Source organism: Streptococcus parasanguinis, assembly GCF_047463195.1.
GTDB lineage: Bacteria > Bacillota > Bacilli > Lactobacillales > Streptococcaceae > Streptococcus > Streptococcus parasanguinis_R.
Genome location: NZ_JASHEI010000004.1, coordinates 56154 through 79120 on the forward strand (window position 1 = coordinate 56154; position 22967 = coordinate 79120).

11 protein-coding genes are annotated in these 22967 nt (G+C 44.3%); all 11 read left to right on the top strand.

Annotation, left to right across the window (positions count from 1 at the left end; genetic code table 11):
* Nucleotides 1–58 precede the first annotated feature (58 nt).
* Entirely contained in the window at nt 59–4420 is a 4362-nt protein-coding gene (locus tag QM870_RS04580; RefSeq protein WP_414368808.1) for a KxYKxGKxW signal peptide domain-containing protein, read from the top strand.
* Between the two features lie 197 nt (nt 4421–4617).
* On the top strand, nt 4618–11271 hold the full coding sequence (locus QM870_RS04585; protein ID WP_414368809.1) for an accessory Sec-dependent serine-rich glycoprotein adhesin: 6654 nt from the start codon (nt 4618–4620) through the stop codon (nt 11269–11271).
* A gap of 187 nt (nt 11272–11458) precedes the next feature.
* Complete coding sequence (locus QM870_RS04590; RefSeq protein ID WP_414368811.1) at nt 11459–12463, top strand: sugar transferase; 1005 nt, start codon at nt 11459–11461, stop codon at nt 12461–12463.
* Between the two features lie 224 nt (nt 12464–12687).
* On the top strand, nt 12688–13905 hold the full coding sequence (secY2, locus tag QM870_RS04595; protein ID WP_414368813.1) for an accessory Sec system protein translocase subunit SecY2: 1218 nt from the start codon (nt 12688–12690) through the stop codon (nt 13903–13905).
* 8 nt (nt 13906–13913) lie between these two features.
* Entirely contained in the window at nt 13914–15503 is a 1590-nt protein-coding gene (gene asp1, locus QM870_RS04600; protein ID WP_414368815.1) for an accessory Sec system protein Asp1, read from the top strand.
* Nucleotides 15496–17040, top strand: coding sequence for an accessory Sec system protein Asp2 (gene asp2, locus QM870_RS04605; protein ID WP_414368817.1), 1545 nt, complete (start codon nt 15496–15498; stop codon nt 17038–17040). The genes asp1 and asp2 overlap by 8 nt, the downstream gene beginning before the upstream one ends.
* Nucleotides 17037–17507 carry an accessory Sec system protein Asp3 gene (gene asp3 / locus QM870_RS04610; RefSeq protein ID WP_151191141.1) on the top strand — a complete coding sequence of 157 codons (471 nt, stop codon included), beginning with the start codon at nt 17037–17039 and terminating at the stop codon, nt 17505–17507. Before asp2 ends, asp3 begins: the two co-directional genes overlap by 4 nt.
* A gap of 25 nt (nt 17508–17532) precedes the next feature.
* Nucleotides 17533–19917, top strand: coding sequence for an accessory Sec system translocase SecA2 (gene secA2 / locus QM870_RS04615; protein ID WP_080713437.1), 2385 nt, complete (start codon nt 17533–17535; stop codon nt 19915–19917).
* Nucleotides 19918–19928: 11 nt separating this feature from the next.
* Nucleotides 19929–21443: an accessory Sec system glycosyltransferase GtfA gene (gene gtfA / locus QM870_RS04620; protein WP_049472634.1), complete on the top strand. Its 1515-nt coding sequence runs from the start codon at nt 19929–19931 to the stop codon at nt 21441–21443.
* Nucleotides 21427–22782, top strand: coding sequence for an accessory Sec system glycosylation chaperone GtfB (gene gtfB / locus QM870_RS04625; protein WP_414368819.1), 1356 nt, complete (start codon nt 21427–21429; stop codon nt 22780–22782). Before gtfA ends, gtfB begins: the two co-directional genes overlap by 17 nt.
* Nucleotides 22775–22966 carry an accessory Sec system protein Asp4 gene (gene asp4, locus QM870_RS04630; protein ID WP_003003066.1) on the top strand — a complete coding sequence of 64 codons (192 nt, stop codon included), beginning with the start codon at nt 22775–22777 and terminating at the stop codon, nt 22964–22966. Before gtfB ends, asp4 begins: the two co-directional genes overlap by 8 nt.
* Nucleotide 22967 lies beyond the last annotated feature (1 nt).

Sequence of the window (22967 nt, forward strand, 5' to 3'; positions counted from 1 at the left end):
TTACTTTTGGGGAAAATTAGTGTATAATAACTCGATATCTTATTTTTAAGGAGCGGACATGTTTTTCAAACGTTCGAAGGGTGATTTTCGCGAAACGGAGCGAATCACGCGTTATAAATTAATCAAATCAGGAAAGAATTGGGTACGGGCATCTGTCTCGCAACTAGGGTTTTTTCGTATCTCTCGTGGTGATGCGACTGATAAAATCGTGAGACCTTTCGAAACTTCTGCTGATCCAGTTCCTGCTCCGATTTCTAAAGGGATCCTTGTGTTGGGGGCTCTTGCTGGAGCAACTACAATTGCTACACCTGTGTTGGCAGAGGAAAATGAGGTGAGTTCGTTTCTCGAATCTGAAATCATTCCAACAACAGGTGTGGTTGGTCAGGACAGTTTTGTTTTGGGGACGACATCTGCTACAGATTCTGGATCAATGAACCGGTCTGTCAGTGAATCCCTATCACATACGGAGTCAGGTCGTCAGTCTGTTTCAAAAAGCAGTTCTTTATCACAGTCGGTTTCTTTGAGCGAATCCTATGTTACAAGTGGTTCAGTTAGTCATGTAGACAGTCTGTTAGCTTCTGAACAGGATCCTGAAATCAGTGAGAAAGTAAACAAGAATCAAACCACTCGCTCAGAGGAAGACGTAAAACGTCTGCAAGCTTTGGCTTTGGATTTATACACCTATCGTGCGCAGGCTTTGGAGATACCTGGAACGGAAGCTGCGATTGAGAGTGGAGATTTGTCTTTAGAAGCGATTCGAAGCGGTTTGTCCAATCCAGCGATTCAAATTGAAGCTGTTGAAAGCCAAGCAAAGAGTGCTCGGAATCGCTTAGCCAATGCGGTGCTCCGTGCTACTTCGGGTCAACGAGATCCGCGCACGGGCGATTCGTTAGATGCAGAGAATCGTTTTCGTGCGCCGTTTTTCATGAGTGGACCTGCGAATAATTATTTGATTACAGCTTACAATTCAGACCCTGTTAAGCTACAGTACATTGTAAGAGAGCGAAGTGGTGGGGTCATCTTGACCTATATGGGATATGCTCCAAATAGTGAGCGCGTTGAAGGCGTTTTAGTTCCCAATGCGACTCTGAAATCTCCGTTCGCACCTATGTTGATCGAAGGGAAAGTTGGAGGAAATGAGGTCGTAGAACCCGGAAAGACTTATACGATTACAGTTCGTTTTACCAATTCGAACAATCAGTTTATTGATCGCTCTTTCCGAATTAAAGTTTTACCCCAAAATGACGGCATTCGTAACCCGATTAGAGATGTAGCGACCGAGCTCTATGTCAACGATACTAGCAATCTAGTAGAGGTTGAGAAAGATAGGATCTGGGAAGCGTTCAAGACCTCTAATCCCCAAATTGTGAGCTCGAAGGACTTCAAGGAGTATTCTGTCTCAGCGTCAGGTGTAGTGACTATTACTTATAAAGATAACACTTCAAATGATGTGACTGTCCCTGTCAAGCACCTTCCAGTACCTACAGTTACGACGCGACTATTGGAGAAAGCGAATACCCAGACACCTGTAACAGTGACAGGTGCCAATCCTGGGTCGACAGTCGTTTTGTATAACAATGACGAAGAAGTTGGAAGAGCAGTAGCCGATGCTTCTGGTCAGGTGATGGTAGTGCCTACAGTGCCCTTGCAGTCAGGTGGAGTGAATGCAAAAGCTCTCATCTTCTACGGTGATCATCCGGTTTATTCGGATGCAAGTAATTTGGTTGCGGTAACGATGGACTCAATAGAATATAGTCAATCTGTATCGAATTCAGAGTCTATTTCGACAAGTCGATTCGAATCTGTTCGTGCATCAGAGCTTGCTTCAAAGAGTGCTCTTGTATCAGCTTCGGTATCAGCCAGCAGTAGTGAGTCCGTAACAGTCTCTACCTCAGTTTCGGAGAGTGAACGAGTGTCAGAATCGGTATCGCTATCCGAATCGGCATTTATTTCTGAATCAGCATCGACGTCTGAATCATTGTCAACCTCTGAGTCAGTTTCAGAGTCGGAATCAGTGTCAATGTCCGAATCAGTCTCGACATCAGAGTCAGTTTCAGTCTCTGAATCGGTATCGACGTCTGAGTCGGTTTCTGTATCTGAATCAGTGTCTACTTCTGAATCGGTGTCTGTATCTGAATCAGTGTCAACATCAGAATCAGTTTCAGCATCTGAGTCAGCGTCTACGTCTGAATCAGTGTCTACGTCTGAATCAGTGTCTGTATCTGAATCAGTGTCTGTATCTGAATCAGTGTCTGTATCTGAATCGGCATCAACATCCGAGTCGGTTTCTGTATCTGAATCAGTGTCTACGTCTGAATCAAACTCGACATCAGAATCATTGTCAGCATCGTTGAGTAGCTCAGTCTCAGAAAGCCAATCAGTCTCAGCCTCCGAGTCGGCATCTGCATCCGAATCAGTATCAACGTCTGAGTCGGTTTCAACGTCCGAATCGGTTTCTGTATCTGAATCAGTGTCAATTTCTGAATCGGCATCGACATCCGAGTCAGCATCTACCTCAGAATCTGTATCAACGTCTGATTCAGTTTCAACGTCCGAATCTGCGTCTACATCGGAATCAGTTTCAGCATCTGAGTCAGCATCAGCCTCTGAGTCAGTTTCAGCATCTGAATCAGCATCAGCCTTTGAGTCGGCATCTACATCTGAGTCAGCGTCAGCCTCTGAATCAGTCTCAACGTCTGAGTCAGTTTCAGAGTCGGAATCAGTGTCAATGTCCGAATCAGTCTCGACATCAGAGTCAGTTTCAGTCTCTGAATCGGTATCGACGTCTGAGTCGGTTTCTACATCTGAATCAGCGTCAGCCTCTGCATCTGAGTCAGCGTCAACTTCTGAATCAGCTTCTGCGTCTGAGTCAGTTTCAGTCTCTGAATCAGTATCTGCGTTCGAATCGGTTTCTGTATCTGAATCAGTGTCAACGTCCGAATCGGTTTCTGTATCTGAATCGGTGTCTATTTCTGAATCAGTATCAGCCTCAGAATCTGTATCTACATCTGAATCAGTGTCTGCATCTGAATCAGCATCGACATCCGAATCAGTGTCTGCATCAGAGTCATTGTCAGCGTCTGAGTCAGCATCAGCCTCTGAATCAGTATCTACATCTGAGTCAGCATCAACCTCTGAATCAGTCTCAGCGTCTGATTCAGTTTCAACGTCCGAATCTGCGTCTACATCAGAATCAGTTTCAACGTCTGAGTCAGCGTCAACTTCTGAATCGGTCTCAACCTCTGAGTCAGCATCAGCCTCTGAGTCATTGTCAGCATCGTTGAGTAGCTCAGTCTCAGAAAGTCAGTCAGTCTCTGCTTCAGAGTCAGTTTCGACATCCGAGTCAGCGTCTGAGTCAGCATCTGTGTCTGAATCAATGTCTACATCTGAATCAGTTTCAGCGTCTGAGTCGGTTTCAGCATCTGAGTCAGCGTCAACTTCTGAATCAGCATCGACATCAGAATCGGCATCAACATCTGAGTCAGTTTCAACGTCTGAATCAATCTCGACATCTGAGTCATTGTCAGCGTCTGAATCGGCATCAACGTCTGAGTCGGTTTCAACTTCAGAATCAGTTTCGACATCCGAGTCTGAATCAACATCCGAATCATTGTCAGCCTCAGAGTCAGTTTCAACATCTGAATCAGTATCGGCGTCTGAGTCAGTTTCAACATCTGAATCAGTATCGGCGTCTGAGTCAGTTTCAACATCTGAGTCAGCATCAACGTCTGAATCATTGTCTACGTCCGAATCGGTTTCTGTATCTGAATCAGCATCAACCTCTGAATCAGTGTCTGCATCAGAGTCGGTTTCAACCTCAGGATCTGTTTCGACGTCCGAATCAGTCTCAACCTCAGAATCAGCCTCTGCGTCCGATTCAGCGTCAACATCAGAATCAGCATCAACGTCAGAGTCAGTTTCAACCTCAGAGTCAGTATCAGCGTCGGAATCAGTATCAACGTCTGTGTCAGCGTCTACCTCAGAATCAGTCTCAACATCTGAATCAATCTCGACCTCCGAATCATTGTCAGCATCGTTGAGCAGTTCAGTATCAGAAAGCCAGTCAGTCTCTACCTCGCTTTCAGTTTCGACATCAGTCTCTGCATCTGAGTCAGCATCATTGAGTACCTCTGTCCCTGAATCAACTTCAACATCAGTAAGTACTTCAGTTTCAGTGAGTCAATCACAATCAGGATCAACATCTGGTAGCGGTTCATACTCTAACTCAATGAGCCAATTAATTTCTCATTCAGAGTCATTGTCTGCATCAGAATCAGCAAGTGGATCACAAAAACACAGCCAATCTGTGGTGCTTCCGAATACTGGCGAATCAGGATCTGTAACATCAGCTCTTCTTGGGCTAGTTACAGGGTTAGCTGGAATTGCTGGACTTACCCGACGTAAAAAGAAGGGTAACTGATCTAGTTGGAAATATCATTTTTTTCGAGTGAATCTCATAGGAGATTCACTTTTTTACTAGTAGAATGAAGTATTTTTAATGTGTTACAAAAAAATTTGAAAATTAAACAATAATATAGAAGTTTTTTGTAGCAAATTACTTGAATCTACGTAGTATTCCTGTATAATTAATAATGACTACAATGTAAGGGGAATATCATGCAATTTAAGCGTTCAAAAGGAAACTTTCGTGAAACAGATCGTGTCGTACGCTTCAAATTAATTAAATCAGGAAAAAATTGGCTTCGGGCATCAACGGCTGCTCTAGGCCTCTTTCGCGTGGTGCGTGGGCAAGTGGAGGAGACCATCATTGCCAACGTACAGCAAGATCAAATAGAAAGTCAAAAGCATAACCAAGCCTTCTTAAAAGGTTTGATTACGGTAGGGACTGTATTTGGTGGTGCTGTACTTGCTACGACTGCTAAGGCGGAGGATGCAACATCACTTGCACCAACGGTTTCCGAGACAAAACAGGAAACCTTGGCAGAAGTAGATAGTGTGGTCTTAGGAAATACCTCTACCCAGTCTTCAGAATCCAGCTCTGTTTCAGGATCAACCAGCCTTTCTACATCTGTGAGTGCATCTGCTTCAATCAGTGAATCCGCTTCTTTGTCCTTGAGCGAAGTTGGATCAACTGCATTATCAACGGCAGTTAGCGAGTCTGCTCAAGCTTTAGAGTCAGAGGTGGTTGTTGAGGAGCCGACTAGTTTAGAAGAAGCCACTGTTTTGGAGCAAAATACCTCTGAAGCTGAATTGCTTCAAGAAATTGCAGGGAATTACGCATCTAAAATGACGGACACCGATCGCCGAGCAGTGGTTCAAGCGGTCATTAACAAAGTGCAGGCCGAAGTGACTGCAAGCAATAACTTGATCCACACCAATGCCAGCGCTCAAGCTTATGCTGACCAGCGCGATCGCTTGGAGAAAGCTGTCGATGAGATGATGACGACCTTGACAGCTGCAGGTTTTGTGGGAAATACAAATGTAGATGGGAAACCTGCGATCTCTGCTCAGTTGGCTCCTCTAGCTGAGGAAACATACTTGGCTGATGATGTATTGGATATGACCCCGAACCCAGAAGATCCCAATGGTGCGAGTGTAGAAGATCCTACACTTGACACACCAGGATATGCTAAGGATCCTCATCTAGATAAAGATCTCTTAAGATTTTCGCCTGAAGAGTTGAAAAATTTTTTAGGTGACCCCTACACCAATCGTTATACATTTGGTATTTGGGACTTTGTGAATAAACAAGGAGAGTCACTTGGTTACTATGCGACTATGTCGATTGATATCAGTGAGATAGATCCGGAAAAGCATAAGGCAATGGATGTTTATTTCCGCATTGTCCGAAAATCAGATGGGGCTGAAATTTTTTCACAAACTGTATCTCCAGAAGGATATGGCCAAGATATTCAATTACCAAAAGAAGTACTAATTGGTCAGGCTCCCCTTGGGAACAAGGTTTTTAATTCGGAACCTTCTACAGGTAATGGGACCTTTGGAATGCTGACGAATTTTATTCCGGAACAGGCTTTCTTATTCCGGAGTATTTATGATGTCATGACGCCTGAGAATCAAGGGCAATTGATTAGGACGTATCCTAGTATCAAAATTCCATCTATGATGGGACAACAATCGACCTTCTATAGAGAAGTGGACCCGAATGGTAGATGGTTTAATGGGCAATATGAACCAACGGGGAAAGAAAGATCCTTACTAGAGTATAGAATCTACGGATTGGAAGGCCAGCATTATACAGCTTCCAATCCACGCGAATTTCCTGGTTATGTACAGGTCCCAGCGCACACCGTGTTCCCGAATCGTAAAAGTGGGGTGTTCGATAATAGTAAGAATGGGAAATCAAGAATTGAACTATTAGGGGATGCGCGTGAGCATTTCATTAAAAGTGAAGTTGTCACCCTTAATCAAAATGGTGATTATTCTCTTCGCTACTATGTTTTAGATCCTTCTAAAATCCATGATGTTAGTAGTGGTGATGTAGGAAATGCTAAGGTAACCGATGTATATACACTTGTTTATGAAAAAGAATTTAAACAAGATAGTACGGATAACCTTTCAGATTTAGGTGGAATTCGTAAAGTTGAAAGTAAAAATAAGGATTATTTCCTGAATGTTACACCAAGACGAATAGATTACCAACATTTTGAGTTGGATATCACAGGTTGGTTCTCTAGTAAGGAGACAGTTACTTACACTGATGAAAAAACAGGAATAGAATATACTGTTCCAAAACCATTCACGGAACTTCCAAAATCAACATACCTCGATAAAAATACGACCATGGTCGTTGGAGAAGATGCAACACCTCAAGGAGCAGATGGTTTTTCCAACTTCAAACAAACGATCAAAAAAATAGTAGATTCATACCCCTTAACGAGTGTGAATTATTACTATCGAAAGATGACACCGTCAGAATCTGCTTCACAATCTCAAAACTTCTCGATTTCAACTTCAGAGTCACTAGTTTCAGAATCCATTTCATCTTCTCAATCTGTTTCGGTCAGTGAGTCCGTTTCCTTGTCACAAGCATCTAGCTCCGCCAGTCAATCAGATTCACAGGTTTCAACCTCGATTTCCTTGTCACAATCTGTATCGACAAGCGAATCCAACTCGTTGGTTCAGGAATCGATCTCCACTAGTCAGTCAGAGTCGTTGCTTCAGGAATCCGTATCGGCTAGCCAATCAGACTCGTTAGTACAAGAATCCGTATCTGCCAGCCAGTCAGAGTCATTGATTAAGGAATCTGTATCTGCTAGTCAGTCAGAGTCATTGGTTCAGGAATCTGTATCAGCGAGTCAATCAGAGTCGTTGATTAAAGAATCCGTTTCGGCCAGTCAGTCTGAATCGTTGGTTCAGGAATCTGTATCCGCCAGTCAGTCAGACTCCTTGGTTCAAGCCTCAGTTTCTGCTAGTCAATCAGACTCGTTGGTTCAATCGTCGGTTTCAGCAAGCCAGTCAGAGTCCTTGATTCAAGCATCAGTTTCCGCCAGTCAGTCAGAGTCGTTGCTTCAGGAATCCGTATCGGCCAGCCAGTCTGATTCCTTGGTTCAAGAATCAGTTTCTTCAAGCCAATCTGAGTCGCTTGTTCAAGAGTCGATTTCAGCGAGTCAATCAGAGTCATTGATTAAAGAATCTGTATCAGCTAGTCAATCCGACTCACAATCAAAAGCAGCATCAGCATCTAAGAGTGAGTCTGAAAAAGCCTCGAAATCTGTTTCGTTGAGTCAGTCGGTATCCTTATCTAATTTAGCATCTAGATCAATTTCTGTGTCTCAATCGCAGTCAACATCGGCGGTTGGATCGGAGGAAGTGGTTTCTCAACTGATTTCCTTGTCACAATCTATTTCGATGAGCAAAAAGCTGTCAGAATCCGTTTCAGCCAGCCAGTCTGAGTCGTTGATTCAAGCATCAGTTTCAGCCAGCCAGTCTGAGTCGTTGATTCAAGCATCAGTTTCTGCCAGTCAGTCAGAATCCCTGGTCCAAGAGTCAGTTTCTGCAAGCCAGTCCGATTCGCTGATACAAGCCTCAGTATCTGCCAGCCAATCAGAGTCGTTGGTTCAAGCCTCAGTCTCCGTCAGTCAATCCGACTCGCTGATTCAAGAATCAGTTTCTACGAGTCAATCCGAGTCGCAAGTTCAAGATTCGGTTTCAGCCAGCCAATCAGAGTCACTGGTACAAGCCTCAGTATCTGCCAGCCAATCAGAGTCGTTGGTTCAAGCCTCAGTCTCCGTCAGTCAATCAGACTCGCTGATTCAAGAATCAGTTTCTGCGAGTCAATCCGACTCGTTGGTTCAGGCATCTGTATCGTCTAGCCAATCAGAATCCTTGGTACAAGCGTCCGTTTCTGCGAGTCAATCAGACTCGCTGGTTCAGGCATCTGTATCGTCTAGCCAATCCGATTCGTTGCTCAAAGAATCCGTATCAGCTAGTCAATCTGATTCCTTGGTTCAATCGTCGGTTTCCGCAAGTCAGTCCGAGTCATTGGTTCAGGAATCCGTTTCGACCAGCCAGTCTGATTCGTTGGTTCAAGAATCAGTTTCTTCAAGCCAATCTGAGTCGCTGGTTCAAGAGTCGATTTCAGTGAGTCAATCCGACTCACAATCAAAAGCAGCATCAGCATCTAAGAGTGAGTCTGAAAAAGCCTCGAAATCTGTTTCGTTGAGTCAGTCGGTATCCTTATCTAATTTAGCATCTAGATCAATTTCTGTGTCTCAATCGCAGTCAACATCGGCGGTTGGATCGGAGGAAGTGGTTTCTCAACTGATTTCCTTGTCACAATCTATTTCGATGAGCAAAAAGCTGTCAGAATCCGTTTCGTTGAGTCAGTCAGAGTCATTGGTTCAGGAATCCGTATCGGCTAGCCAATCAGCCTCGTTGGTACAAGCATCAGTTTCTACGAGTCAATCCGAGTCGCAAGTTCAAGATTCGGTTTCAGCCAGCCAATCAGAGTCACTGGTTAAAGCCTCAGTTTCAGCAAGTCAATCAGAGTCTTTGATTCAAGCTTCGGTTTCTGCAAGTCGGTCAGAGTCATTGATTCAGGCATCGGTATCAGCGAGTCAATCCGATTCCTTGATTAAAGAATCAGTTTCTTCAAGCCAATCCGATTCGCTGGTACAAGAGTCGATTTCAGCCAGCCAATCCGATTCGCTGGTTCAAGCATCTGTATCTGCCAGTCAGTCCGATTCGTTGGCACAAGAATCCGTTTCCACCAGCCAGTCAGACTCGTTAGTACAAGCATCCGTTTCAGCAAGCCAATCAGAATCACTAGTCCAAGCGTCAGTTTTGGCAAGTGAATCAAATTCATTGGCTCAAGAATCGATCTCAGCAAGCCAATCAGACTCGTTGGTTCAGGCATCTGTATCGTCTAGCCAATCAGAATTCTTGGTACAAGCCTCGGTTTCTGCGAGTCAATCAGACTCGCTGGTTCAAGCATCTGTATCGTCAAGCCAATCCGATTCGTTGCTCAAAGAATCCGTATCAGCTAGTCAATCTGATTCCTTGGTTCAAGCGTCGGTTTCCGCAAGTCAGTCCGAGTCATTGGTTCAGGAATCAGTATCTGCCAGCCAATCAGATTCGTTAGTTCAAGCATCAGTTTCCGCAAGTCAGTCCGAGTCATTGGTTCAGGAATCAGTATCTGTCAGTCAGTCAGACTCGCTGATTCAAGAATCAGTTTCCGCGAGTCAATCCGATTCGCTAGTTCAAGAGTCGATTTCAGCTAGTCAATCAGACTCATTAGTCCAAGCATCCGTATCTGTCAGTCAGTCAGACTCGCTGATTCAAGAATCGGTTTCCGCGAGTCAATCCGATTCGCTAGTTCAAGAGTCAGTTTCCGCGAGTCAATCTGAGTCCTTGATTCAAGCATCAGTTTCCGAAAGTCAATCGCAATCTACTTCTGATATCGAATCTAAGTCTCAAATTACAGAATCTATGTCCTTTTCTCGTTCTGATTCAATGAGTCAGTCGGAATCGCAAGTATCGACTGATTTGCAATCAACATCATTGAGTCAATCAGAATCGTTGGTGCGAGAGTCAGTTTCTGCGAGTGAATCGGAATCATTGGTTCAGGAGTCTGTATCGGCCAGTCAATCAGAGTCGCAGGTTCAAGCCTCAGTATCTGCTAGCCAATCGGATTCGTTGGTTCAAGCATCTGTATTGACCAGCCAATCAGAATCGCTAGTTCAAGAGTCGATTTCAGCTAGTCAATCAGACTCGTTAGTACAAGAATCCGTTTCGGCAATTCAATCCGACTCCTTGGCCCAAGCATCCGTTTCAGCAAGTGAATCAGAATCCTTGGTTCAGGACTCCGTTTTAGCTAGTAAATCAGAGTCTTTGGTTCAAGCGTCCGTTTCGGCTAGCCAATCAGAGTCATTGGTTCAGGAATCTGTATCTGCCAGCCAGTCAGACTCGCTGATTCAAGCATCCGTTTCAGCAAGTCAATCTGATTCTTTGATCCAAGCTTTGGTTTCTGCCAGTCGATCGGATTCGTTGGTTCAGTCATCGGTATCTGCTAGTCAATCTGAATCGCTGGTACAAGCGTCCGTTTCGGCTAGCCAATCCGAGTCATTGGTTCAGGAATCTGTATCTGCCAGTCAATCCGAGTCGCAGGTTCAAGCTTCAGTATCTGCTAGCCAATCGGATTCGTTGGTTCAAGCATCTGTATTGACCAGCCAATCAGAATCGCTGGTTCAGGCCTCGGTATCTGCCAGCCAGTTCGATTCGCTAGTTCAAGCTTCTGTCTTAACAAGCAAATCTGTTTCAACTTCTCATGTCGTAGCTGCATCGCAGGTTTCAGAGTCTGTATCGTTCTCTCGATCCGTTTCTGAGAGTCTATCTGCTTCACAATGGACATCCTATTCAGAATCTCTAGCGTCAGCCTCACTATCGAAGTCAGACTCCTACAGCCAATCAACTTCGCTCCTTTCTTCAAGCGAATCTGCTTCAACGTCCATGCCAGTATCTGAATTTCCTTTGACGAGTGTTTCAGATTCTATAAGCGCATCATCGACAGAGAGTCAATCCTTATCGCAGGAAATTTCTGAATGGATCAGTGTGTCTTATGCGTCAAGTTTCTCTGCTGTGACAAGTTCTTCGGAGTCTGTCGTGTCTTCGTTTGGCACCTCTTACTCAGAATCTCCATCAGATGCAAGCTCACTAACTGCGACGCACTCTTCCGGACCTGCTCTTCCAGAGACAGTTGCCCATCCTTCATCTAATATTCTTGCTACAGGAGCTTCCATTCTTCTGTCTGGATTAGCCCTTTTAGGAATTCGGAAAAAAGATGGCAAATAAAACCTTAAAAGACCGGAATGAACCGGTCTTTTATTGATCTAGAATGTCTAAGAAGTTGGGAAATATGTTATAATGAATGAGGAAGTTTTCGTTGAGGGATATGAAAAAGGTTACTTTGTGAAAAGCTCTGTTTGCCTTCATATCTTCAGAAAATATGGGATTAAAAAAGAAGAGTCAGAGGAAAGAGATGAAAATTCATTTTACAAATTTATTTGGGCAATCTTCGAAAAGTGTTGCCCTGATGGCACAAAACGATATCATGAATGTCGTTCGTGAACTTGGGGTTAATGAATTAGGGATCTACTTTTATGATCATAGCAACGAACCAGCTAGCGAATTGAATTCGCGGATGGATGGGATTTTAGCAGGCGTTGCTTTTGGGGATATTGTCTTCGTTCAATCTCCTTCTTGGAATGGAATTGAGTGGGACCGCCGTTTGGTTGATAAGTTAAAACTCCTTCAAACCAAGCTGGTCATGTTTATCCATGATGTTCCACCACTCATGTTTGAGAGCAATTATTACCTAATGCCTAACTATATCGACATGTACAATCAGAGTGATCTGGTCGTTGTTCCGTCAGAGCAAATGTACCATCGTCTAGTATCAGAAGGGCTCACAGTGAAAAAATATGTGGTCCAAAAGTTGTGGGATTTGACCCACAGTTTGGATCTTTACACTCCGCAATTTGAGAAAAAACTGATCTTCTCAGGAAATCCTTCACGTTTCCCACATATCATCGATTGGAAATATGAGACACCCCTTCATGTCTATACCGAACCAGTTGAAGGAGTCGATTATTCTAAGATCCATATGGAAGGCTGGCGGACCAAGCAAGAGTTGCTTCTCGAGCTTTCCAATGGTGGTTTTGGGCTTGTCTGGGGAAATTCTGAGAATCCTGAGGATGAGCGGGATTACTACAAAGAAAATATTTCCTACAAACTATCGACTTATCTATCTGCAGGTCTTCCGGTAGTAGTGCCAGACTATTTGTCAAATGCAGACTATATTCGAGAAAAAGGGCTCGGCTTTGTAGCCTCCAGCCTTGAAGAAGCCAATCGTTTGGTCCAAGACTGTACAGAAGAAGAGTATGCCCAAATGGTCCGAAAGGCTCAATATACTTCTTATTTGATCCGTAATGGCTATTTTACGAAGAAATTATTTGTCGATACCATCATGGCTTTAGGAGAATAATATCCAAGTAAACAAGATTCTTCAGATAAACATCTGAAGGATTTTTTGTTGAATACGGTACCAAATGGGGAAATTGAAATATTATCAAATATTAGTGACAAATGAGTTTGGAAAAGTCGCAAATTATGGTAAAATAAGTTGAGATAAAATGCTCTAAAGGCACATATTTAAAGGCTGTTTCCCTGGTGGAAGAGTCAAAATGAGTAAGAGAAAGTTTAAAAGAAATGTTAAAACGATCTGAAGTAGGAAAGAGATTTTGTTGGACGATATTTTTCGTCTTTATTTATGTTTTTGGAAGTAAAATTTCCCTGCCTTTTGTTGACTTATCAAAGGCCTTGAGACTCAATGAGGGAACGACAACGGGCTTGCAGCTCTCAAGCGCTGTGATGGGGGGAAACCTCCGCGGAATGTCGATCTTTTCGATCGGTCTATCCCCATGGATGTCTTCCATGATTTTGTGGCGGATGTTTACCGTTTCAAAACGCTTTAACCTCGAAAAAACCAGCACGGAGATAGTGGAGCGACGAAAGATGTACGTGACCTTAGCGCTCGCCATCGTCCAGTCTTTGGCAGTGGCCATGTATCTCCCCTTGAAGACAGGGTTGAATCCCGGACTTGTCATTGCGGTCAATACCATGATTATGGTAGCCGGAGCCTTCTTTTTAGTTTGGCTCTCCGATCTAAATGCCGCTTTGGGGCTTGGAAGTTCTGTTGTGATCATGATGGCTGGGATGGTTATGTACCTGCCCGAAGACGTGATGCAGACCCTTTCAAATGTCAATAATATCCCAGAAATCGCTTATGTTCTGGGCGTGATTTTCATCTTGATTTTTGTCTATGTGGCAGTCTTGGTGGAATATTCTAAGTACCAGATTCCTGTCAATAAATTAGGGATCCACAACAACTTGAAAAGTTATACTTTTTTGGATATCAAGCTCAACCCTGCAGGAGGGATGCCCTTCATGTACGCCATGACCTTGGTGTCCATTCCTCAGTATGCTATGCTCCTGATCTTGTCTATGGATTCCAATGCCAAGTGGGCTGCTCGTTTAGCCAAACACTTGGTGATGGGAGATCCGATTTGGATTCTTCTTTACATTCTGATGATCGCCCTTCTCTCTTTTGCTTTCGCCTTTGTCAATGTGAACGGAGAAGAAATTGCAGATAAGATGATGAAGGCTTCCGAGTATATCGATCATGTCTATCCTGGAGCAGATACACGTCGCTATATCAATAAAATTGTGCTACACTTGACGGTTTTTGGGACCTTGTATCTGATCCTCTTCACGGCGCTTCCTTTTTCTCTCTTGTTATGGGATAAAGATCTCTTGCGCTTGACCATGATTCCAGGAACCTTCCTCATGTTTGTCGGGATGATTTACAATATCCGAGAAGAAATTCGTGCCCTTCGTGTGAATCAACGTTATACAAGAATATTCTAGGAGTAACCATGTATTATTTTGTACCAGCCTGGTATGGAACGGACCGCATCTGGCAGCAAACAGCTACCCCTTGGTACTGGATGCGAGAGTCCATTGAATTTGACGATACCATTAATCAAGTTCGTATTTTTCAAGAAGCAGAAATGGATCGGATCTTATTGTTGCCTCAATATAGTCCACAACTGCGCTATTTTTTACACCGCCAAGATTTATTAGAGACAGATGTGCTATCGATTTTTGATAAGATCCAACAGGTTCCGTCTGATTTGGCTATGCGCCCAGTTCAGCTTCAGGACATCGAATGGCCGAGTGAGACCACTTTTTCCTATACTCCCTTTTTGGTGATGGCATTTCGTAAGGGCCACCATCTAGCAAAAATTGATATGGGAGTGGATGGAAACCTTCTCTCTTTGACCCGTTATAAGAATGACGAGATCAGCTACATCGAGTACATAGATGATCGTGGCTTTATCTCTAGTAGAATCTACTACAATGAGGGAAAACCTTATTTCCAAGAGTATCTGAGTTTTGATGGGCAATGGGTTTTGAGAGAGATGTTGATCGAAGAGAACCACTCCGTCATGGTCAATGAAGCTTTCTCTCATGCCTTCAAAAAAGAAAGCTATGCCAATATGGGAGACGTTGTCGCTGAAAAAATGAAGGAACAGCTAGCAACCTTGGTTCCAGGACGAGATCAGTTGGTTCTGGCAGCTCATCCAGCAAATTTGGCCTTTTTACAAGATACAGCAAGTAGTGTCAAGAAAGTCTTGTCTTTCTACGGGGATCGCCAGCCCTTGTCTGCCGAAAACTTTGCCCTCTATTTTGATATGATTGATGCCCAACTCTTGATTACAGATAGTGAAAAAACCAAAGAAGCGATTGGGGTCTTTTCTCCTATCTTGGCTCAGAAGACACACCGGATTACCTCTTTTGACTCCCGCCTCCGTTTGGGATCTAGTCAGGAACGCAAGGAATCAAAGATTTACTTTTACGTCAATGAAGCCGAGCTTCCAAGTAAGAGCCAGCTCAAGAAGGTTCTGGAAGTCTTGGCGCAACATCCATTATTCGAAGTTGTTTTTGCATTTTACAATGGATCACCGGAGCGTGTTAAGGAATTAGAAGGGCAACTCGAGGAATTGATCGCTAGCGAGCAGGAATTGCATCTGGTTCAATCACCAGCCCAAATGGAAGGGCTTGGGGAAAACCAGATTATCGATGAAGAGTCCGTACAAGACGCACCGGACTATCGCTTTGTAGTTAAGAATTTTTCAAATGAAAATGACATTATTCAAGAATTGGAAAAAACCCGCTTGATTGTAGATTTAAGCGAGGAACCCAACCTCTACACGCAGATTGCAGGGATCTCTGCTGGGATTCCTCAAGTCAACCGCGTCCAGACAGAATATGTTGATCATTTGAAAAATGGCTATGTCTTATCAAAGGGAGACAAGGAATTAGAGAAGGCGATTACTCACTTTTTATTGGAATTAAAGCCTTGGAATGAAGCCTTGGTCTACTCGATCGAAAAAATTCAAGAATACACCGGTCAACGCTTGATCGAGAAATGGGAAGGATGGATGAAAGAACGTCATGGATAAAAAATTACAAATACCCCATATTCTCCAAATCGGCTCAAGCAGTTGGCAGGATCAAGTGGAGCTTCCTGCTGGTCTAGGCTGGCACTTTTTTCAAGCTACCGCTCTTCCATCGCTCAAAGAGTATATGGAAGAAGAGGAGATCTCCAAATTCAAAGCCTTGATCCTGGAAAAGCCAGAAGATTTATTAGCTTTAGGAGAAGACCTGGCTTATTTTCAGCCTTATACCGTTTTTTATGATCAAAGCCATGAACTAGAGGCGCCTTCTGACGAATTGGCTCACCTCTTAAGACTCAAGCAAGCAAGACCCTGGGATTTCTCAAACAAGCATCAATTTCTCTATGTCTTAGAGCGCTTTTTATACGACAATCAATATGGAGATGCCTTTACGGTTCGTGACTTGCGAGTGAGACCGGATTTTGCTGGCCAGCAAACGGTATTGGGGCAACATTTTCTGAAGCTAGATGGATCTTACGGCGAGGACTTTACACCGATTGCTCAGTGGGTCTACAACTATGTGTACGATGCTAGCCGTCCCATCAATTTTTGGTTGGAATACGAAAAAGATCCAAGCTGTCAGCTACAATTGCGGATTCAATTTTACCGCTTTGGTGCACTGGGAGAGTGGGTCAAAGATGCAGTCTTTTCAGAAGAAGAGATGGTACAACCACTAGAATTGGATGGAGCAGAACCTTATTACCTAGCCTTTTCGCTGGAAGCAAAAGGAGAGGGGACGCTTACGATCGGAGCTTTACATAAGCGCTTGTCACATGGTCCTTTAGGAGAGATGACCGTAGGAGCTAAGACGCTACGGGACCACAAACGCCAAGAAATTTTTGCTTATTTTCATCCTGGCGATATGAAGCCACCTTTAAACATTTACTTTTCTGGGTATCGCCCGGCCGAAGGTTTTGAAGGGTTTGGGATGATGCGTGCGATGGGGAGTCCCTTTATTCTCTTTTCTGACCCAAGACTGGAAGGTGGATCCTTCTATATGGGCTCAGAAAAATTGGAAAGTCAAATCACTGCCTTTATTGATCAGCACTTGGACTTGCTCGGCTTTGAGCCAAAAGATATGAATTTCTCTGGCTTGTCCATGGGGACCTTTGGTGCCCTTTACTATGGTGCTCTTTATTCTCCTCATGCGATCTTGGTCGGAAAACCCATTGTCAACCTGGGGGATGTCGCTGCCAACCTGAAATTTAAACGTCCAGATGAGTTTGGAACATCCCTAGACATGATGCAGTTGATCATTGGTCAAGTGTCGCAAGAAGGGATCGGTCAGCTCAATCAACGCTTCTGGGAACGGTTTGACCAGGCAGATTTCAAGGATACGATTTTAGCCCTTGCCTATATGAGGGATGATGACTACGACCAGCAAGCTTATCCAGATATTTTAGAGGCCTTGTATGAATTGCCGGTTCGTATTATCAGTACTAGTCGTGCCGGTCGACACAATGATGCGAGTGGTCCGATCATTGAGTGGTTTGTGACCCAGTACAAAGAAATCATGGAAAGAGACTTTGGAAGAAACCAATGATAAAAATAAAAGAAAATGAAAGCAGACGAATCTACTGGGGCGATACCGTTCTAGCAGATTATCTTTGGGGGTCGACCATTCAAGCGACTGACCAAGGAAGCGTTCAGTTTCAGAACCCCCTCATGCCATCTGGTCAAGTGCTGAAAACTTGGCATTCGCAGACAAATTTTGGCGCAACTCGTCAAATTCCTAGTCTGCCCCTGCTCAAAAGAGAGCAAGATTATGAACTGGTTATCACGATGGAAGCGACTCCCACTCATACCGTTATGGTAGAAATTATCTTTAGAGATCGCTTTGGAGAGCTTGTTGGCCGTCGAGTAACCGCAGAAGGTCGCTTGCAGTTTACCTATCCAGATCAAGCATACGCCTATGAAGTACGCTTGCTCAGTGCAGGTTTGCAAGAGTTTACCTTCCACTATTTCACGATTCAACCAATATCGTCTGAGGGAGCAGAAGTTCTCGAATAGACGAACATCACTGCAAAAAAAGAGGATTACATTGGATTACGTTAAATTAAGAAACATCAAAAAAATCTTAAAAGAAGTCAATAGCTGGAAGGATGACATGGCCCGTTTGACGGATCGACAACTACAGGAGAAGACTGTGGAATTTCGGGAACGTCTAGCAGAGGGTGAGACCTTGGATGATCTCTTACCAGAAGCATTTGCGGTTGCGCGGGAAGCTGATAAACGGGTCTTGGGCATGTTTCCTTATGACGTGCAAGTCATGGGAGGGATTGTCCTCCACCAAGGCAATGTCGCTGAAATGAATACCGGTGAAGGAAAGACCTTGACGGCAACTATGCCGGTTTATCTCAATGCCTTAGAGGGCAAAGGGGTCATGGTTATTACGACCAATACCTATCTGGCAACTCGGGATGCAGAAGAGATGGGACAGGTCTACCGCTTTTTGGGTTTGACTGTTGGAGTTCCTTTAAAACAATCAGAAGACGAAGAATTAGATCCAGAAGTCAAACGGGAGATCTACCGGTCAGATGTCATTTATACGACCAATACCAGTCTGGGCTTTGACTATTTAACAGAGAACTTGACGGCTTCGGCAGATGGCCAATTTTTGGCAGACTTCAATTACGCCATTGTCGATGAGATTGATTCGGTGCTTCTAGATAGTGCTCAGACTCCCTTGATTATTTCTGGTTCTCCTCGGGTCCAGTCCAACCTTTATGGGATTATTGATACCCTGATCCAAACCTTCAAAGAAGGGGAAGACTTCAAGTTTGATGAAGAAAAGAAACGAGTTTGGTTGACTCGGAAAGGAGCTCATGCAGCAGAAGCTTTTCTTGCTATTCCCAACCTCTATGATCCCCAATACCGTGACTTGGTCCGCCATATCAGCCTAGCCCTGCAGGCCAATAAAAACTTTATTAAGGATAAGGACTATGTCATCCACCCCAATGTCGAAGGGCAACCGGAGATTGTCTTACTAGACCAGGCGACGGGTCGCTTGATGGAAATGACGCGCTTGCAAGGAGGACTCCACCAGGCGATTGAAGCCAAAGAGGGCCTCAAGCTCACCCAAGAAACACGGGCCATGGCTTCTATTACTTACCAAAACCTCTTTAAGATGTTTCGGAAGTTGGGTGGCATGACCGGGACTGGGAAGGTCGCTGAGGCAGAGTTTCTTGATACCTATGCCATGTCAGTGATCAAGATCCCAACCAATCGCAAGAAGATCCGCAAGGATTTGCCGGATGAAATCTATCAGACCTTGCCGGAAAAAATCGTGGCTTCCTTGGATTATGTGAAGAAGGTCCACGAAAAGGGCAATCCGATTCTGGTCTTTGCCGGATCGGTTGAAATGTCGATTCTTTATTCGAACCTTCTTTTGCGGGAAGGAATTCCACACAATCTTCTCAATGCCAACAATGCTCCTCGAGAGGCCCAGATCATTAAGGAATCAGGTCGAAAAGGAGCTGTGACGGTTGCGACCTCAATGGCCGGTCGGGGAACCGATATCAAGTTGGGACCAGGAGTCGCTGAGTTAGGTGGCTTGGTGGTTGTTGGGACTGAGCGGATGATGAACCAGCGGATTGACCTTCAAATTCGTGGACGTTCAGGTCGCCAAGGAGATCCTGGTTTGACCAAGTTCTTCGTCTCTTTAGAAGACGATTTGATGAAAAACTGGGGGCCAGACTGGATCCAGGATACCTATCAAGACTATGATGTGGATGAGCGGATTGGTTCAGCTAAAGCTCTGACCAAGCGCAAGTATAGAAACTTGGTGGAACGGGCTCAAAATGCTAGTGAAAGTTCTGGTCAGGCCAGTCGTCGGATGACGCTAGAATTTGCGGAAAGCATGAACATTCAGCGTGCCATCGTCTACGAAGAGCGCGACCGCTTGATCAAACAAGAAGGTCGCTTGGACGACATCGTTGAAAAAGTTCTTCGTTCCGTCTTTTCAAGCGTAGCCCATAAAAAAGAATACAAGGAACCGGTAGCTTTTTATCGCTATATGTTAGACAATGTGAGCTACCAAGTAGATCCGGAAAAGGCCCACCAAACCTTCCGTAGCAAGAAAACCAAAGAGAATTTCTTATGGGAGATTGCTAAAAGCGAGTTGGAAGCTAAGTATGAGATCTTAGGCACCGATGAGGTGATCGCCCAATTCCAGCGCATGGCCATCCTAAAAGCTATCGATGAAAACTGGGTCGAGCAGGTAGACTATCTGCAACAATTGCGCATGGCGCTCTCTGGTCAGTACACCAGTCAGAAAAACCCTTTGGTAGAATTTTTCCAAGAAGCCTACCAATCCTTTGAACGAATGAAAGAGGCGGCCAAAGAACAAATGGTCCGCAATCTCTTACTAAGTCGAGTAGAAATCAATAAAAAAGGGGAAATTGTCTTGCATTTCCCATAAAAGAGGACATTATGACAGTATACAATATCAACCTTGGAATCGGTTGGGCCAGCAGTGGTGTTGAGTATGCCCAGGCCTATCGTGCCCAGCTGTTACGCAATATCCATCAACCAGCCAAGTTTGTCTTTATGGATATGATCCTAGCCGATAATATCCAGCATTTAACAGAAAATATCGGTTTTAAAAATGATGAAATCATCTGGCTCTATAGCCATTTTACAGATATAAAAATTGCGCCAACGACCTATACCATTGATCAGGTCTTAGCAGGATTTGCCGGAAAACCGACTCGGGAAGAAGTCGATGGTAAGATCAAACGCTTCTTTTATGAGGACCAGGACAACTTTTTGACCTGCTACCTGCGCGCAGAAAACAGTCCCTATGTTGAACGTTGCGAGTACGTGTCTAGAGGGATTTTGGTGAGAAAGGATTATTTCTCCTATACCCGCTATTGTACCGAGTATTTCATTCCTAAGAACAACCAAGCCAACTTGATTGAGCGCCGCTTTTACAATGAAGACGGGACGGTTGCCTACAGCATGCAGATGGCAGATGGCCGCGAAATTTATCGTTTCCCAGATCGCTACCTAGTTGGTCGCCAAGAATTGATCCGCTACTTCATGCAAACTCTTCAATTGACCAAACAAGATCTGGTGATTTTGGATCGGGAAACTAATATCGGTCAGCCTATCTTTGAAGAAGCGCAAAAAGCCCGTCTGGGTGTGGTCGTTCACGCCGAGCACTTCAGTGCCAATAATGTTGATGATCAGTATATCCTGTGGAACAACTACTACGAGTACCAATTTACCAATGCAGACAAGGTGGACTTCTTTATTGTTGCGACGGATCGCCAAAAAGAAATCTTGGCTGAGCAGTTTGCTAAATACACCAACCATCAGCCGGCTATCTATACCATTCCAGTTGGAAGCCTTGCAAGCTTGCCACAAAACGAAAATCGTACCCCGTTTTCTATGATTACTGCCTCTCGTTTGGCGACAGAAAAGCATATTGATTGGTTGGTGCGAGCAGTGGTTCGCGCCAAAAAAGAATTGCCAGAACTGTCTTTTGACATCTATGGAAAAGGTGGAGAAGAAGGCAAGTTGCGTTCTCTAATTGATGAATTGGGGGCGGCAGACTATATCCATCTCAAAGGGCATGCCAATCTAGAGGAAATTTATAAGAATTATGAGGTTTACCTGTCAGCATCGACCAGTGAAGGCTTTGGGTTGACCTTGATGGAGGCGATTGGTTCGGGTCTACCGATTATCGGTTTTGACGTTCCTTATGGCAATCAGACCTTTGTCACAGAAGGTAAAAATGGCTATCTCATTCCGCCTTCAGCAGATCAAGTGGTCGACCAGATTGCTTCTGCCTTTGCGGAAAAAATGATCCAGCTATACAAAAAAGATGATCTAGCCAGCATGCGTCAAGCATCTTATGCGCGTGCAGAAGACTTTTTGACCAGCCGAGTAGAAGAAGCTTGGGCACAATTGATAGAAGAGGTGACACATGCTGAACGTATTTGATAGTTATTCTCGTGAAAGCCAAGACCTGCTCCACTCCATGAAAGAGTCTGGTTTTGACCATCCGACCGTTGTTTTGGAGCCAAATGGTTTCTTACCAGACGGTGTCGAGTCTCCCTTTATTTATTTCTTAGGACAAGCAAAAGGAGAGAAGCGGGGACGCTACTTTAATGAAGTTCCAGTTCCTGATTTCTGGGAAGTTTCTGGGGATAATAGTTCGGGAAAAGTGACCTACTATGGTCAAGAAAAGGCTCGAATTGTGTACCACGCTGCTTCCTACAAACGCATCGTCGAGCGCTTAGAGTGGTTAGATGACAAGGGACAAGTGGTCATGATTGAGCACTACGACCAATACGGTCGTAAGATTGCCGTAACGACTTGTGGCGATCAGGGACAGTATTTGGTGACTACTTATTTTGAAGGGGATACCGAGCGCTTGACAGAAAATCACCAAACAGGGGATTTGATCTTGACCTTGGACCATCAACCCATGCGGATTTTCAAGAATCGCTTAGATTACTTTGTCTTTTATCTAGAGTATCGTGGTTTTGATCTAGATGGTTTGGTCTACAATACGCTGGCTACCTCCTTTAGCATTAGTCTCCAGCTCGGCAATAAAGGCATCAAAGGACGCGACGTCTTGGTGTGGCAGGAGCCGCTTCACGATAGCCTTCCAGGCAATATGCAGTTGATTCTAAAGAGCCCAGAAATCCGGACCAAGAAGATCTTGATTCCGCAAAACGCGACCTATCATCGCGCTTTGCAGTTGACCTCGCAAGATCAGCATAGCTATTTTGGACCTCTTGGCTACCTGTATGATTTCAAGGTGAAAGACGATATCCGTAAAGACGCCTTTGTTTTGACTAATTCGGATCAGATCGAAGCCTTGACCTACCTAGTAGAGAACTTGCCGAATGTGACCTTCCGTGTGGCAGCTTTGACGGAGATGTCTGCTAGTCTTCTATCTATGGTTCGCTATCGAAATGTGGTCTTGTACCAAAATATCAGTCAAGGGCGGATCAAAGAGTTGCTTAAGGTCTCTAGTATTTATCTGGATATCAACCACTATGCAGAGGTGCAAGGCATTGTTCGCAAGGCCTTCGAACACCAGCAAGTCATCCTTGCCTTTAGCCATACTTTGCATGACCGCCACTTCCTCGCACAAGCCAATATCTTTGATCAAGGAAAAGAAGCAGATATGGTGGCCCGTATCCAGGAAATCTACCAATCTGTGGATAACTACAGAGAAGCCGTCGCGCAACAAATTGCCCAATCAAGTAGCGTTGAGCCAGCTGTTTTCAAAGCTCGCTTGCAAGAAGGGATAGGTGGATACAGTGAGTGATCGTAAGAAAGATTTATTTTACAAAGAAGTAGAAGGACGGATGGAGTCTCTCAAACGCCGTCCTGCCGAAAAAGAAAAGACGACACGTTCTGAAAAGATCAATGTCACTTTTAATGTGATCATTGGTTTGGTGATTCTGCTGGGAGTTATTTTTACCCTCTTCAGAGTGTTAGGAGGATCCTAAG

Excerpts from the sequence above, each read along its gene's own strand:
- QM870_RS04585 (WP_414368809.1), top strand. The coding sequence starts at position 4,618 with ATGCAATTTAAGCGTTCAAAAGGAAACTTTCGTGAAACAGATCGTGTC.
- secY2 (WP_414368813.1), top strand. The coding sequence starts at position 12,688 with ATGTTAAAACGATCTGAAGTAGGAAAGAGATTTTGTTGGACGATATTT.
- QM870_RS04580 (WP_414368808.1), top strand. The coding sequence starts at position 59 with ATGTTTTTCAAACGTTCGAAGGGTGATTTTCGCGAAACGGAGCGAATC.
- asp3 (WP_151191141.1), top strand. The coding sequence starts at position 17,037 with ATGATAAAAATAAAAGAAAATGAAAGCAGACGAATCTACTGGGGCGAT.
- asp1 (WP_414368815.1), top strand. The coding sequence starts at position 13,914 with ATGTATTATTTTGTACCAGCCTGGTATGGAACGGACCGCATCTGGCAG.
- QM870_RS04590 (WP_414368811.1), top strand. The coding sequence starts at position 11,459 with ATGAAAATTCATTTTACAAATTTATTTGGGCAATCTTCGAAAAGTGTT.
- asp2 (WP_414368817.1), top strand. The coding sequence starts at position 15,496 with ATGGATAAAAAATTACAAATACCCCATATTCTCCAAATCGGCTCAAGC.
- gtfB (WP_414368819.1), top strand. The coding sequence starts at position 21,427 with ATGCTGAACGTATTTGATAGTTATTCTCGTGAAAGCCAAGACCTGCTC.
- gtfA (WP_049472634.1), top strand. The coding sequence starts at position 19,929 with ATGACAGTATACAATATCAACCTTGGAATCGGTTGGGCCAGCAGTGGT.